This window comes from Saccharomonospora amisosensis, from assembly GCF_011761185.1.
GTDB lineage: Bacteria > Actinomycetota > Actinomycetes > Mycobacteriales > Pseudonocardiaceae > Saccharomonospora_A > Saccharomonospora_A amisosensis.
On record NZ_JAAOYM010000001.1, the window covers coordinates 143,418 to 156,991 of the forward strand.

Annotated in this window: 11 protein-coding genes and 7 pseudogenes; 8 read left to right on the forward strand and 10 right to left on the reverse strand. The window is 67.2% G+C overall.

The window, feature by feature from the left end:
• Positions 1-266: 266 nt before the first annotated feature.
• Positions 267-1,058, reverse strand: coding sequence for a hypothetical protein (locus FHU38_RS00685; protein WP_009156803.1), 792 nt, complete (start codon positions 1,056-1,058; stop codon positions 267-269).
• A 207-nt stretch (positions 1,059-1,265) separates the two neighbouring features.
• Entirely contained in the window at positions 1,266-1,421 is a 156-nt protein-coding gene (locus FHU38_RS00690) for a hypothetical protein (RefSeq protein WP_157617312.1), read from the reverse strand.
• A 136-nt stretch (positions 1,422-1,557) separates the two neighbouring features.
• Here FHU38_RS00690 and FHU38_RS00695 point away from each other — a divergent pair, with 136 nt between their 5' ends.
• The 3 genes and pseudogenes from FHU38_RS00695 (at position 1,558) to FHU38_RS00705 (ending at position 2,491) form a co-directional block, all read left to right on the forward strand.
• Positions 1,558-1,707: a hypothetical protein gene (locus FHU38_RS00695; RefSeq protein WP_157617311.1), complete on the forward strand. Its 150-nt coding sequence runs from the start codon at positions 1,558-1,560 to the stop codon at positions 1,705-1,707.
• A gap of 15 nt (positions 1,708-1,722) precedes the next feature.
• A pseudogene (locus FHU38_RS00700) lies at positions 1,723-2,040 on the forward strand (tyrosine-type recombinase/integrase); the annotation flags it as partial.
• Between the two features lie 214 nt (positions 2,041-2,254).
• On the forward strand, positions 2,255-2,491 hold the full coding sequence (locus FHU38_RS00705) for a hypothetical protein (protein ID WP_040925907.1): 237 nt from the start codon (positions 2,255-2,257) through the stop codon (positions 2,489-2,491).
• A gap of 7 nt (positions 2,492-2,498) precedes the next feature.
• Here the strand turns inward: FHU38_RS00705 and FHU38_RS00710 are convergent, their stop codons facing one another.
• Genes FHU38_RS00710 through FHU38_RS00720 form a run of 3 tightly spaced genes read right to left on the reverse strand, consistent with a single transcriptional unit; the run spans position 2,499 to position 6,076 of the window.
• A complete protein-coding gene (locus FHU38_RS00710; RefSeq protein ID WP_009156802.1) occupies positions 2,499-3,398 on the reverse strand; it encodes an alpha/beta fold hydrolase in 900 nt (299 codons plus the stop codon).
• Positions 3,399-3,413: 15 nt separating this feature from the next.
• Positions 3,414-4,484, reverse strand: coding sequence for a BtrH N-terminal domain-containing protein (locus FHU38_RS00715; RefSeq protein WP_009156801.1), 1,071 nt, complete (start codon positions 4,482-4,484; stop codon positions 3,414-3,416).
• Positions 4,481-6,076, reverse strand: coding sequence for an MFS transporter (locus FHU38_RS00720; protein ID WP_009156800.1), 1,596 nt, complete (start codon positions 6,074-6,076; stop codon positions 4,481-4,483). Before FHU38_RS00720 ends, FHU38_RS00715 begins: the two co-directional genes overlap by 4 nt.
• Positions 6,077-6,197: 121 nt before the next feature.
• Between FHU38_RS00720 and FHU38_RS00725 the strand changes: the two genes are divergently transcribed.
• Positions 6,198-6,857 carry a TetR/AcrR family transcriptional regulator gene (locus tag FHU38_RS00725; protein WP_009156799.1) on the forward strand — a complete coding sequence of 220 codons (660 nt, stop codon included), beginning with the start codon at positions 6,198-6,200 and terminating at the stop codon, positions 6,855-6,857.
• 286 nt (positions 6,858-7,143) lie between these two features.
• Positions 7,144-7,584, forward strand: a pseudogene (locus FHU38_RS27080) (transposase); the annotation flags it as partial.
• Between the two features lie 3 nt (positions 7,585-7,587).
• Here FHU38_RS27080 and FHU38_RS00730 read toward each other — a convergent pair.
• Positions 7,588-8,064, reverse strand: a pseudogene (locus FHU38_RS00730) (IS5 family transposase); the annotation flags it as partial.
• A 115-nt stretch (positions 8,065-8,179) separates the two neighbouring features.
• On the opposite strand from FHU38_RS00730, the pseudogene FHU38_RS00735 reads away from it, so the two are divergent.
• Together FHU38_RS00735 and FHU38_RS00740 are read left to right on the forward strand one after the other, a co-directional pair.
• Positions 8,180-9,464, forward strand: a pseudogene (locus FHU38_RS00735) (ISL3 family transposase).
• A 19-nt stretch (positions 9,465-9,483) separates the two neighbouring features.
• Positions 9,484-9,855 (forward strand): annotated as a pseudogene (locus FHU38_RS00740) (transposase); the annotation flags it as partial.
• A 9-nt stretch (positions 9,856-9,864) separates the two neighbouring features.
• On the opposite strand, the gene FHU38_RS00745 reads toward FHU38_RS00740, so the two are convergent.
• Positions 9,865-10,661 (reverse strand): IS5 family transposase gene (locus FHU38_RS00745; RefSeq protein WP_167175274.1). Its coding sequence is split into 2 segments (ribosomal slippage): positions 9,865-10,331 and positions 10,331-10,661, totalling 798 coding nucleotides; the frame shifts between segments, so codons are not numbered across the junction.
• A gap of 183 nt (positions 10,662-10,844) precedes the next feature.
• Between FHU38_RS00745 and FHU38_RS28220 the strand changes: the two are divergent.
• A pseudogene (locus tag FHU38_RS28220) lies at positions 10,845-11,070 on the forward strand (transposase); the annotation flags it as partial.
• Between the two features lie 9 nt (positions 11,071-11,079).
• Here FHU38_RS28220 and FHU38_RS27090 read toward each other — a convergent pair.
• From FHU38_RS27090 to FHU38_RS00760, 3 genes and pseudogenes are all read right to left on the reverse strand, one after another.
• Positions 11,080-11,280, reverse strand: a pseudogene (locus tag FHU38_RS27090) (IS30 family transposase); the annotation flags it as partial.
• The gene (locus FHU38_RS00755) at positions 11,281-12,339 is read right to left on the reverse strand and encodes an IS110 family RNA-guided transposase (RefSeq protein WP_009156928.1); all 1,059 of its coding nucleotides are present in this window, start codon (positions 12,337-12,339) and stop codon (positions 11,281-11,283) included. It lies immediately after the preceding pseudogene.
• Positions 12,340-12,439: 100 nt separating this feature from the next.
• Positions 12,440-13,513 carry an IS30 family transposase gene (locus FHU38_RS00760; RefSeq protein ID WP_243852174.1) on the reverse strand — a complete coding sequence of 358 codons (1,074 nt, stop codon included), beginning with the start codon at positions 13,511-13,513 and terminating at the stop codon, positions 12,440-12,442.
• Positions 13,514-13,574 lie beyond the last annotated feature (61 nt).

The window sequence follows — 13,574 nt, forward strand, 5'->3', positions numbered from 1 at the left end:
CTGCCAGAACCGCGACGGGAACCCAGGTATCAGCGGCAGGGGATCAGCACGGCAGCAGGTTTCGCCCGTCGCCGACAGTGCCGCCCCGGTCGCTGCCCACAAGCTGCAGGCAGCGACCGGGCGGGAACGAAAAGCGGAGGCCGTCCGTGGCCGATGCGGGGGCCGTGGCCCCGGAGAGAGCCCGCCGCAGGGCCGTGTCCTAGCGGGCGGCCCTGCGTGCGGATAGGCGGACTGGTGCCCGTACGGGCGGTTAGTGGCCAGGCCGGTTACTCTGTGTCGGCGGTCTTTTCCAGGGCACCAGCCTTGTCCGGGTTGATGGCGAACCGCTTCGGCGCCTCGCAGGTCTTGATCGCGTGTCCGTCGGCGACGAGCTTCTCCAGCGCGTTGTTGACCGCGCCGCCCGACCGCAGCAACTCCTTGCCGATCTCAGCAGGTCCGAAACTCCCATCCGGGCGCTCGGCCAGGTACTCCTTCACCAACACCCGCAACCCGCCCTTGGGCAGTCGATTCTTGTCCCTCGGGCCGGTGTCGGTGGAATCCGCGACCGCAGCAGAGGCTGCCGGAGAAGGAGCGGTGTGCCCATCAGCGTCGATGGACGATGAGCACGCGCCGCCAGTGAGGCCCTCGGCGGCCGATTCGGCGACATCGTTCGCCGTTTCCTCGGTTCCTGCCGGTTCCTCGGCTACGGTGTCGCTGACCTGATCGGTGTTGGGCGTCGTAAGCGCGTCCGGCAACGTGTCGTCGGCATCCAGCATGGCGGTGTCGGCGGCGTCGCTGTCCGACAACGCAAGTGCCCAGGTATCGGGATCGCGAGGGCCGCCGCCCGCGGTGCGGATCGCGTCACCGTCGCGGCCCCAGCGAGCCAGGATCTTCGCCGCCGTTGAACGGCCAACCCCGGCCGTCATCGCCAGCTTGACGGTGGTGGAACCGGGACTGTCGACCAGTGCGGCGCGCACCTTGTCCTCCGTCGTTCGCGCGGTCTGACCGGGGTCATCGGCCACGACGTGCAGGTGGCGGTCGCTGCTGGCGTCGCGGTTCTGACGGTTCTTACGGGACATGACGAACTCCATGTGTTGATACGGAATGGGTGGTCATGCCCCGGCCAGGGCGTCGCCCGCCGGTGCGCATCCGGTGGCTCGGGCTACACGACTATGGACGCTTCGTCACCGCCTCCATGTCAAGCGATTCATCAAACAAGACAACTGTCTTGTGTGGACGAGCACTTGTGACTCCCAGCGATATCTGTTACTTGCCAGAGATAACTGTCACCAACGGGATTCGCTGTTGTCGATTGTTGCGGTGAGCGTGTCGGCGAAGGTGTCGAGGCGTTGCCGGAGGGCGATGTAGTGGCCGAGTGGCCACTGGTCTGTAAGGAGCTGTTCGGCACGTTCGCGCTGCGGCACCTCAAGGCGGTCCGCCATGCGCAGGAGTGCATCGGCAATCCCAGCGGGAACCGGCCACTGACCCGCGAAGAGAGAAAGCGACTGTTCGGTTGCATGGAACCGGAGATCCGGCGGCTGCGAACGGAGGGGCGCAAGGGCGCGCTGACCGCGGCGGATGGTGATCTCGGTGTGGCCGTGGGCGGTGCAGACGGTCCAGGTCTACCTGGACAACGTCCGGCCGCTGTTCTATATCGACCGCGAGGACGACGACGTGATGTTCCCGACCGAGCGCGATGAGATGCTCTCCGAGCAGGCGGTCAACTAGCGCTTCCAGCATTGGCGCGAAGTGGCGGGGCTGCCGGATCATCTGGGGCCGCACTGCCTGCGCTACACGTACGTGACCAGGTTGATCGAGTCCGGCTATGACGGGCAGTTCGTCACCGACCAGGTCAGTCATTCCCACGCGGCGACCACGGCGATCTACACGGCGGTCAGTAGCGAGTTCAAGAACCTGAAGGTCCGTGAGCACCTGGATGCGGCCGAGGAGGCCGCCTTGCAGCGCGCCTTCGCGATGGCCGAGGCGGAGGCGGAGATGGACGACGACTTCAGCGATCACGCGGCAGGCGAGCCTGCTGGCCGCCGGAGGAGGGAGCGATGAACGCGGTGTCCCGGCCAAAGCCGGACGAGCAGAACGACAACCTGCAGGCCCGGCAGCCGCGCTACGATCGGCGACTGCGTGAGCTGATGGCGGTCCGGAAGAACTGGTACACCACCACGAAACTGATCCCGTCACCAACCGTCGCCCACTCGGGGGCGCGCTGCGGCACCGCCCGACTCCCTACCTGTTCCCAGGGCTGCGCCCCGGCCGGCCGATGGTCTCGGCCACCCTGCAGACCCGGCTGCGCAAGGTGGGCGTCCCCAGCGCCCGAACCGCCCGCAACGGTGCCTGGCTGTCACTGGTTGGCTCGGTCCACTGGAAGATGCTCGCCGACCTGCTCGGTGTCGCCGACACCACCGCCAGCTCCTGGTACCGGGAGAACGGCGGCGACGGTGCCAGCTACGTCGCCAGCCGTCTTCGCCGAGGACAACGCACCGCCGGGCCCGAGTAACCGAGCGTCACGTCCCTGGCCCGCTCCGCTTTCTCGACTCGGCACGTGGCAGGGGCAGGAGGTGGTTGAGGAAGTCGATCAGGTGGTTGGTGAAGATGTCGTTGTCGTCGCCGGCGACCATGTGTGCGGTGTTGGTGACGGTGGTGGTGTGGGCGGTAGGGATGTGGTGGAGAAGGCGGTCTACGGAGTCGTGGTTGACGATGTCGGATAGTTCGCCGCGGATGAGCAGGGTGGGGATGGTGATCTGTTGGGCCGCGGTGTTCATTCGGGTGGTGAGGTCGGTGAGGGCGGCGGTGTTGCTGATGAACTGGAGCAGTTGTGGGTCCCAGTGCCAGCGCCAGCGGCCGTCATGGTGTTGGCGGAGGTTCTTGCGGAGCCCGTGGGTGGTGGCGGGGCGGGTTCGGTGGGGGTTGTAGGCGGCGATCGCGGCGGCGGCCTCGTTCAGGGTGGCGAAGCCGTCGCGGTGGCGGGTCATGAAATCGAGGATGCGTGCGGCGCCGGCGGGATTGATCTGGGGCGCGATGTCGACGAGTACGAGGGCGCGGGCGATGGTGTGGTGGGCGTGCGCGAGCAGTGCGGTGATACCGCCCATGGAGGCGCCGATGAGCACGGGGGTGTCGTTGAGGGTGCCGGTGATGTGGACGAGGTCGTCCACGAGGTGATCGACGGTGTAGTCGTGGGGGTGTGCCCAGTCGCTGTCGCCGTGTCCGCGGGCGTCGAGGGTGAGCGCGGTCCAGCCGTGCTCGGCGAGCCGGGCGGCGGTGTGGTGCCAGGAGTGGCGGGTTTGCCCGACGCCGTGGAGCAAGATAGCGGTGCCGCGCGATGGGGTGGCTGGTGGTGCGGTCCAGTGGTCAGCGGCCAGGGTGAGGCCCGCGCGGCGGTAGGTGAGGGGTGCGGGAGTGGTCACGGCGTCTCCGGGGCGTCAAGAGCTGAGTTCGCGGGCGAGCAGGTCGAGCAGATCGGCGCCTTGCTGTTCGAGTTCAGGGAGGTGTCGCGCGGTGTCGGCGAGCGCGGTGACGCGGGTGGCAGTGGAGATGTCGGCGGTGGCGATGCGGGCGAGGCCGTGCCAGAGCTGGGTGAGCTGGGCGTAGAGGTCGGCGGCTTGTCGTGCTATGGGCAGGCCGGTGCGCTGGGCGAGGTAGTGCAGGTAGTCGGCTTGCAGCCGGCGGAACAGGCTGCCGCCGGTGCCAGCCTTGTCGATGAACGCGGCCAGCGCGGTGAGCACGGTATCCAATTGCGTGGCGGTGAACACGTCGGGCCAGCGCCGCAGGTCGTCGACGAAGACGCTGAGGCCGTCCAGGCCGGCGCCGTGCACGAGGTCGGTCACCCCGTCGAGTTGACCGGCAGGCAGCAGTGGTTGGGGGTGGCGCAGAGCTCGAGCGGCGGCGTGGCAGGCGTCGGCGGCGGTGTCGGCCAGGGGCGGCAGCTGGGTGGGGTAGCGCAGCCGGTAGGTGGTGTGCCGGGTGGGTGCGGGGAATCCGGTGGAGCTGCGGGCGCGGGCCAGCGCGTCGTAGCCGACGGGTTGGGGGTCGGCGCGGTCGTTGTCGACGACGGTAGCGGTACGGGTGTGGTCGTCGTAGCCGGTGATCACGATGTCGTGGCGGCTCATGCTCAGCCGCACCCGCAGGTACGGGAGGTGGGCGATGTCGGCCCAGCACAGCACCGGATACCCGTGGTCGAGTTCGTCGCGGACCCAGGCCCAGCCTTCGTCGGGGTCGTCGGTGGTGTGCTGGGTGGCGGTGATCCCGAGACGGCGGGTGAACCCCCCGGTGAGGTCGGGGCCCCGGCCGACGAGGTAGATCGGCGGGCTCATGGCGGGGTGGCGCAGGTAGGTGAACCCGAGTTCGCCGCCGAGCCCGAACACGGTGCCTTCGTCCAGTGGCGTGTCGTCGTAGGACAGCCGGGCCCACTGCATCAGGTCGCGCAGCGCTCCCGACCCGCAGTGCCCGGCCAGCTGGTGCGGGTAGTCGCTGATGACGCGTCGTCCAGTCACGAGGTGCTCCTATCCTGTTTGGCGACAAGCGAAGAGTCGATAGCGTTGCGGCCTCGGGTTTCCCCTGGCTGCCACGGTCGGTGCCCGCGCTGGCTTCCGGGAGCCCACACCGTGAGCGCGACGGCCGTGACCGCAGTGATCACGGCAAGGGCGCTGAGGGTGTCGTGGAACCCGTCAACGAAGGCACGCCGCGCCGCAGCGGCAAGACCCGGTCCGGCGGGCGTGTCGCCAGCTAGCTGCAGCGCGGCGGCCAGTGAATCACTGGCGTGGGCGCGAGTTGCGGCGGGGAGGTGGGTGATCTGTGGGGCGAGATGGGTGCGGTAGCTGCTGGCGAGCAGGCTGCCGGCCAGCGCGATCCCCACCGCGGCACCGAGTTCCCGGGTGACGTCGTTGACCGCGGAGGCCACGCCCTGCTTGGCGCGGGGAACCCCGCGCACGATGGCGGCGGTGGCCGGTGTCGCGCAGATGCCCAGACCGAGCCCGAACACACCGAGGAACACCACCAGCCGCGGATAGTCCTCGCCGCCCCCCAGCCCGCCGATCCCGACCAGCGCACCAGCCACCAACGCCAGACCGGCACCGGTCATCACCCGCAACCCCACCCGCTCGCTCACCCACGGCGCGAGCACCGCGGCCGCGACCAGCGGAACGGCCACCGGCGCCAACGCCAGCCCCGCCCGCAGCGGCGAGTAGCCCCACACCAGCTGCAGGTGCTGCATCAGCACGAAGAACACCCCGAACGCGGCCAGGAACTGCACCACCAGCGACACCGCGCCGGCACCGAACCCGCGGTCGCCGAACAACCCGACCTGCAGCAACGGTGCCGCCCGTCGCCGTTCGACCAGCACGAACCCGGCCCCGGCCAGCACCCCACCACCGAGCGAGGCGACCACCAGCGCACTGTCCCAGCCGTGATCGGGAGCCTCGATCACCCCGAACACCACCAACCCCACCGCGGTCGCCGACAGCACCGCCCCCGGCACATCCAGCCCGGGCGCCGCAGGCTCACGCGACGACGGCACGAACCAGCCACCCACCACCAGCAGCAGCGCCAACACCGCGGTGGCCACGAACACCGCCTGCCACGACCGGACCGCCAACAACGCGCCGGCCCCGAGAATGCCCAGCACCGCACCCGCCCCGGCAAAACCCGCCCACACCCCCACCGCACGCGCGGCCTGCCGGGCAGGGAACTCCGCAGTCAGCAGGGACAACGTCGCCGGCATCACCAGCGCCGCCCCCAACCCCGCGACCGCCCGGCACACAATCACCCCGGTCGGCGTATCCACCACCACCGGCAGCGCCGAACCCACCGCGAACACGACCAGTCCAGCCAGCAGCACACCGCGCCGCCCGAGACGGTCACCGACCGCGCCCGCCGGCAACAGAACGCCCGCCAGCACCAAGGTGTAGGCATCCACAATCCACGTCGCCTGCGTCTGACTGGCCCCGATATCCGCTGCCAGCTCCGGCAACGCCGTGGTCAGCGACGCCACCCCGGCCATCACCAACGCCACGGCCAGACACGACACCGCCAGCGTCCAGCCACCACGCGCCCCGCCCGTTCCCCCGACAGACTCCGCCACACGCATCACCCGCAAGCCTCGGACCTTTGTGAACCGACAGTATTGGACCTAGACTGGTAGTTTCACAAGTCCGGCTGGCGTTAGACTTGCTCATGCCCGCGCTGCCCTCCGGATACGCAGGAGATCGATGCCCACCGCCGCCGTCCCCACACCCAGCACCCCGGACGAAGACCCGCGGCTGGCACGCTCCCGCACACGGCTGCTCGACGCCGCCACCCACCTGTTGGCCGAAGGCGGCATCGACGCGGTCACCATCGACGCGGTCACCCGCACCGCCGGCATCGCCCGCGCGACCCTCTACCGCCACTTCGGCACCGGCACCGAACTGCTCGCCGCCGCCTTCGAACGCCTGCTGCCCCCGGTCGCACCCGCACCCGACCACGGCCCCCTACGCCAACGGCTGCTCACGCTGCTGACCAACCAAGCCCACCTCATCGACCACGCCCCCCTGCAGCTGACCGTGCTGTCCTGGCTCGGCATGAGCATCGCACCAACACCCCCGACCCCCACCCAAACCGACCGGCCACACCTGCACACCCTGCGCCGCCGCATCATCGAGCAATACCGCCAACCCTTCGACGCCGTCCTCACCAGCGACACCGCCCACAACACACTCCGCCCCGGCACCGACACCACCACCGCCCTCGCCCAACTCATCGGCCCCCTCATCTTCAACCGCCTCGTCACCGGCACCCCCAACGACCAACAGTTCTGCACACAACTCGTCGACGACTTCCTCACCAGCCACGGACCCCAGACCACCCCGGGCCAGACAGAAAACGGCTGAAACAACAGGGCGCGTAGCTCAACAAGGTTCTCCACCGGAAACGTTTCATCGCGCCGATCTCGCCGTTGAACCGCTGCCACCCCGTCAGACCACGAGATCAACACCCACAAAATTTCGGACGCGCCCTGTTCGCCGAGCGCCCCCGCGCGGAGGGGGACTGTCGGACACTTCGTGGGTGGGGCTGGTGATCATGGAAGGCTGGGGATTTACCCTGGCTCGAAAGGATCACGTTGAGTAACGATGTGGCGGCTGCGAAGTCCGATGCTGGCTCGGGTGTCGGGGTGATCTGGATGTCCGTATCGCGCGGGAGTTGTTGGAGACGGCGCGGGATACGGGTGTGTCTTTGACGGGCCCGGGCGGCTTGTTGCGGCAGATCACGAAAACTGTCCTGGAAGCGGCATTGAACGCTGAACTGGATGAGCATGTGGGCTACGAGAAGGGTGACCGCACGGGTAAAGATACCACGAATGAGCGGAACGGCGCGGGCGCAAAAACCGTGACGACCGATATCGGTGAGGTTCGCATCAAGGTCCCTCGTGATCGTGATGGCAGCTTTACGCGGCAGATCGTGCCGAAACACGCCCGCCGGATCGAGGGATTCGACGAGACGATCATCTCCCTGTACGGCAAGGGTCTCACGACCGGCGAAATTCAAAAGCACCTGTTCGAGATCTACGACGCCGACGTGTCGCGGGATCTGATTTCCTCGATCACCGACAAAGGGCTCGTCTCATGTGGTGAGTTTTCGGAGTTTCTTCCAGCAGGTCACGGCGGCTCCGAGTTGGAGAAATGCGAGGAAGTGTTGGGGTTTGCGTTCGTAGCGGAGGGTCAGGCGTCGGTATCCGGTGAGCCAGGCGATGGTGCGCTCGATCACCCAGCGGTGCTTGCCCAGTTTCTGGGCGGATTCGATGCCCTTGCGGGCGATCCGCACGCCGATGCCGTGCGCTGCGACCCAGCGGCGCAGCGCGGGTTGGTCGTAGGCCTTGTCCGCGTGCAGTTTCTCAGGTCGGCCCCGCCGGGGGCCGCGGCGGGATTTGACCGCGGGGATGGCCATGACCAGTGGTTTGAGCGCGCGCGAGTCGTGGGTGTTCGCGGCGGAGATCGCGACGGTGAGCGGCAGCCCGCCGCGATCGGACACCACGTGGATCTTCGAGCCCGGCTTGCCCCGGTCGACCGGACTGGGACCGGTCAAAGATCCCCTTTTTTCGGGCTCTTTGTACTGATGTGTGGGTAGTTTGCTCAGGTAGTAGAGGGGGCACGTCGTTGCTGGGTCTAGGTTTCTGAGCTGTCGAGGAACAGAAACCGGATAGACGGAGAACGACGTGCCCGGTGTCAGGGTATGGGGTCGGCTGCTGGGCGTGAACACAGCGGTCGTGGAGTCGGTGGAGTTCGATGAGGCCGAGCAGGTGCTGGTGGCCGCGGTGCGGGTCCGGCGGCGGGATCGTGACCGGTGCGGGGTGTGTCGTCGGCGGTGTCCGCGCTATGACGCCGGCCGGGGCCGGCGTCGATGGCGTGCGCTGGACCTGGGAACCGTGCAGGCGTTCGTCGAAGCTGCCGCATCCCGGGTGCGGTGTCGTGAGCACGGGATCGTGGTCAGCGCGGTGCCCTGGGCCCGGCACGGCGCCGGGCATACCCGCGCCTTCGATGACACCGTCGCCTGGCTGGCGACCGCGACGTCGAGGTCCACGGTCCGGCAGCTGATGCGGATCGCCTGGCCCACCGTGGGGGCGATCATCACCCGGGTCCGGGCCGATATCGACGCCCGGGTTGATCGGCTGGCCGGGCTGCGCCGGATCGGGATCGACGAGATCAGCTACAAGAAGAACCACCGGTATCTCACCGTGGTGGTCGATCACGACACCGGACGGCTGGTATGGGCAGCGCCGGGCAACGACAAGCCCACGCTGGCGGCGTTCTTCGAGTTACTCGGCCCCGACCGGTGCGCGCAGATCACGCATGTGTCTGCGGATGCGGCGGCCTGGATTGCCCGCACCGTGGCCCAGTACTGCCCGGACGCAACCCGCTGCGCTGACCCGTTTCACGTGGTCAAGTGGGCCACCGACGCGCTGGACCAGGTACGGCGTCAGGCATGGAACACCGCGCGCCGTCAGCCCGGCGGCAGCAATAAGGACCGGCGCGGCCGGCGGGCCTCGGCCGGTGCCGCACAAACCATGAAACGAGCACGATGGGCGTTGTGGAAGAACCCGCAAAAACCTCAACGATCACCAACGCCACAAGCTTGCCTGGATAGCCAAAACCGACCCCCGCCTCTACCGCGCTTACCTGCTCAAAGAAGGACTCCGGCACGTCTTCGCAATCGGTGGCGAAGCCGGTAAAGAAGCGTTGCAACGCTGGCTGTCCTGGGCGGCACGATGCCGAATACCCGAGTTCACCAAACTCGCCCGCACCATCCGATCCGAGCTCGCCGCCATCCACGCGACGCTCGACCACGGCCTGTCGAACGCGCTGATCGAATCGACCAACACCAAGATCCGGCTGCTGACACGACTGGCCTTCGGATTCAAACACCCCGACGCCCTCATCTCCCTCGCACTTCTGGCCCTCGGCGGCTACCGCCCCGAACTACCAGACCGCACCCACACATAGATCAACAGAGCCCGAAAAAGGGGGCCCGGATACCGGTCCCAGCCCGGTCGACCGGGGCAAACTCGGCTCGAAGATCCACGTGGTGTCCGATCGCGGCGGGCTGCCGCTCACCGTCGCGATCTCCGCCGCGAACACCCACGACTCGCTCGCGCTGAAACCGTTGGTGATGGCCATCCCCGCAGTCAAATCCCGACGCGGACCTCGTCGGCGCCGGCCCGCGAAGCTACACGCGGACAAGGCCTACGACATCCCCGCACTGCGAGACTGGGTTCGCGAACAGGGCATCGCCGTGCGGATCGCCCGCAAAGGCATCGAATCCGCCAAGAAACTCGGCCAGCACCGCTGGGTGATCGAACGGACCATGGCCTGGCTCACCGGGTACCGGCGCTTAGAGCGTGTCTCATTTGGGGAGTTTCTTGTAGCAGGTGATAGTGGCGGCGAGGGTGAGGAAGGCGAGGTAGTGGTTGGGTTTGCGTTCGTAGCGGGTGGTCAGGCGCCGGTAGCCGGTCAGCCAGGCGATGGACCGTTCGATGACCCACCGGTGTTTGCCGAGCTTCTCTGCGGATTCGATGCCCTTGCGTGCGATGCGGGGAATGATCCCGCGCCGGCGCAGCCAGTGGCGTAGTGCTGGGATGTCGTAAGCCTTGTCGGCGTGCAGCTTGACCGGCTTCCGGCGCCGGGGTCCACGGTGGGACCGGGTCGCCCGAAGCGCGTTGACCAGAGGTTTGAGTGCGTGGCTGTCATGGGTGTTGGCCGCGGAGATCCCGACCGTCAGGGGCAGGCCGTCCCGGTCGGACAGCACGTGGATCTTCGAGCCGGGCTTGCCGCGATCGACCGGGCTGGGGCCGGTCAGACCGCCCCCCTTTTGGCCCTGACGGATGCTCCGTCCAGGACCGCTCGGGACCAGTCGATCATGCCTTGGCCACCCAGTTCGTCGAGCACCGCCTGGTGTAACTGCCGCCACAGTCCCGCCTCGGTCCATTCGGTGAACCGGCGATGTGCCGTCGGCACGGTGACCCCGAAGCTCGGCGGCAGATGCCGCCAGGCGCAGCCACTGGTCAGCACGAACACGATCGCGGTGAACACCGCGCGATCGTCCACTCGCGGCATGCCGCCACCCTGCGGGCGCGTCTTTCCCGGCGGGATCAACGGCTCGACCAGCACCCACAACTCGTCGGGCACCAGCCGCCGCGACAACTCGTCCGTCACAGGCCATGATCATGCCCGCACCTCAGCCCACATCCAAGTGAGACACGCTCTTAACCTTGCGCTACGAACGCAAAGCTGAACACTTCCTCGCTTTCCTTCAGCTTGGATCCGCCCTGAGCTGCTGGAAAAAGCTCCGAAAGGCATCCACATGAGACAAGCTCTGAGTGGTCGTCGGCGAAAACGGTGCGGACCGACGTGGGAGAGGTGCGCATTGCCGTGCCGCGTGATCGGGAGGGCACCTTCGCGCCCGCAGATCGTGCCGAAATACTCTCGACGGGTCAAAGGATTCCATGACGCCGTCATCTCACTGTACGCAAAAGGGCTCACGACGGGCGAGATTCAGGCGGACAAGGTGTTCGAGGATCTGAATTCGTGGCAAGCGCGTCCACTGGACCGGAGGCGGTTTCTAACGAACGTTGCGAAATAGTTGTGTGTTTTGTTGTGGTTTCCAGTATCGCATGAGCTGGCTGGGGCTGCGATCTCCAAGGCATTGGCGTGGCCGGTTGTTGAGTTCAACGGCGACACGCTCCAGGTCCTCTGCGTTGTGGGCTCGGAGGTTGGTTCCCTTGGGCAAGTACTGGCGCAGCAGGCCGTTGATGCTTCTATGTCAAGCGGCGTGGTCGTGGCGGGTGATGTGGTGTTGCCAGGAGGCTTGATCGGTGGTCATGGCCCGGTGGATGACGTCGATGAGGTGACGTTGGAGGATGCGTCGGGCGCCGCGGCTGCCCTTGGTGGGTTCGTGGCGGGCCAGTAACGCCTGCGCGGCGGGATAGCGCCGTTTCTGCACGATGGCTGCGGTGTAGAGGACGCTGTTCAGGCGGCGGTTGCCGCCCCGATGCAGGCGGTGGCGTTCTTTGTCGGCGGAGTAGACAGGGATCGGTGCGCAGCCGGTGTAGCGGGCAAGTTTGGCAGAGCTGGAAAAGCGGGTGATGTCACCGATTTCAGCGATCAAAATCGCTGCGGAGATGTGGCTGATCCCGGTGATTTCCAGCAGTGTGGGGGCCAGCGGGGTCACGAGCTCCCTGATGGCGTCGTCGAGCTGGCGGACACGTCGGTTGAGCTCAGCAATCTCCATGCTCATCTCGGTGAGCGCCTGGCGGACGTGCGCGCCCAGCGAGGCCGCGTCCAGCAATGCGGTCACCGCGTCCATGCCCTTGGGACGGGCGAGATCGCCCGGAGTGTGGTCGAGCCAGACATGCAGTTGCGCCTTGAGCTGATTGATCATCATGGTGCGCCGCTTGATGAGATCCGCGCGATAGTCGACCAGGACACGCAGCTCACGCACTCGCTCGTCGATGCGGTGCCGGTCAAGGCCGGGAGTAGCGAGGGCGGCGTGAGCGGCTGCGGCGGCGTCGACCGGGTCAGACTTGGTGCCGGTGGCGGCGTGCAGCTTGCGGTGGGCCGCGGTCAACCGGGCCGGAACCCAGACCACCTCCTGGCTGGCGAGCAACAGACCGTCAGCCAGGCGGCGGGCGAACCCACGGCCGTCCTCGATCGCCCAGGTTACGGGCATGTCACCCGCGATCGACCGAACCCAGGTGAGCAGCACAGTGATCATGAACGCGTCGTTCTTCACGGTCAGCGGCTTGCCGAGCCGCCTGCCCTGAGCGTTGACGGCCACCGCGACGTGGACGTGCTTGTGCGGGTCGATCCCTACTGTCACCATCGAAATGTCCTCTCCTCCGCTGCCGTGGATGACGGGGCAGAGGCAAGAGCCCTGGCCAGGGGACAGACCTATTGCGAGTTGACGGCTCAGCAGGCTTCTATCAAGTCACCCCGGTCAGGGCTCTCGCCCTGTGGACCACCGTGGACACATCAACGGAAAGCCTTGCGGCACGTGTTCTCCGAGTCACCCAGCGGCCCGACCGGAGCGTCTCCCGTCGAAGAAGCCCGGCCTTGATCACCCTGCACCAATAGGTGTTCTCGTTCGTACCGCGTTGCCACGGCGAGTGAGGGTCGGCGAAGTAGATCCTCGTCCCGGTCGCGCGTTCGATCCGTTCGTGCTGGAACATCTCGTTGCCCTGATCCCAGGTCAGCGTACGGCGCAGGCTGGCGGGTAGTCGGCGGACGGCGGCGATCAGCGCGTTGCCGGCCTGCTGGGCGGAGTGCCCGTGCGGCAGGCGTACCAAGAGTGTGAACCGTGTTTTGCGGTCGACCAGGGTGGCGATCGCGGAGCGGTTCTTGCCGATGATCAAGTCACCTTCCCAATGTCCGGCCTGTTGCCGAGCGTCGACGCTGACGGGTCGCTGGTGGATGGAACGCATCGCGGTCAGCTGCTTCAACGCACCCTCTCGGGAACGACCACGTCCGCGACGATGCCGGTAAACGCGCCCCGTACGGAGATACCGCGGACTGGGCGGTGCGATCAGCTTGCCGTACACGGCCTGATAGATCGTTTCCGCGCACACGTGCCACGAACGTCGACGGGGCCACCGGCGCCGGAGCCACCGGCTGACCTGCCCCGGCGACCACCGTGCCGAGAGCTTCGCACTCACCAGTTCCTGCAACGCCGTGTCGGTGCTCAACCGTGGCGCTTTCGGACGTCGCCGCCGTAGGTATGCCTGGTTGTGCGCGTACCACGGCTGATAGCTACCGTCGGCCTTGCGGTTGCGAGCGATCTCACGGTACACGCTCTGGTAGCTCTTGCCGACACGGGCCGCGATCTCCTTCACCGGCTCACCGCGGCCCAGGCCGTCGGCGATCTCGATCCGGTCGTCCTGGCTGAAATAGCGCGAGCTGATCGGCTTCTCGATGAAGGCCACCTGACCAGCGTCGAGGAACCACACCGACCCGCAGCTCAGCGACACGCCCACCCGCTGCGCGGCCGCCGACCCCGACATCCCCGTTCTGATCAACTCAAAGTAGCGCCGCTTAACTGCTGTCGGCGCCTTGTTCCACGCA

Coding starts and splice junctions, on each gene's coding strand:
- FHU38_RS00685 (WP_009156803.1), bottom strand. CDS start 1,058: ATGTCCCGTAAGAACCGTCAGAACCGCGACGCCAGCAGCGACCGCCAC.
- FHU38_RS00690 (WP_157617312.1), bottom strand. CDS start 1,421: ATGGCGGACCGCCTTGAGGTGCCGCAGCGCGAACGTGCCGAACAGCTC.
- FHU38_RS00695 (WP_157617311.1), top strand. CDS start 1,558: ATGGTGATCTCGGTGTGGCCGTGGGCGGTGCAGACGGTCCAGGTCTAC.
- FHU38_RS00705 (WP_040925907.1), top strand. CDS start 2,255: ATGGTCTCGGCCACCCTGCAGACCCGGCTGCGCAAGGTGGGCGTCCCC.
- FHU38_RS00720 (WP_009156800.1), bottom strand. CDS start 6,076: ATGCGTGTGGCGGAGTCTGTCGGGGGAACGGGCGGGGCGCGTGGTGGC.
- FHU38_RS00725 (WP_009156799.1), top strand. CDS start 6,198: ATGCCCACCGCCGCCGTCCCCACACCCAGCACCCCGGACGAAGACCCG.
- FHU38_RS00755 (WP_009156928.1), bottom strand. CDS start 12,339: ATGGTGACAGTAGGGATCGACCCGCACAAGCACGTCCACGTCGCGGTG.
- FHU38_RS00760 (WP_243852174.1), bottom strand. CDS start 13,513: ATGTCGGGGTCGGCGGCCGCGCAGCGGGTGGGCGTGTCGCTGAGCTGC.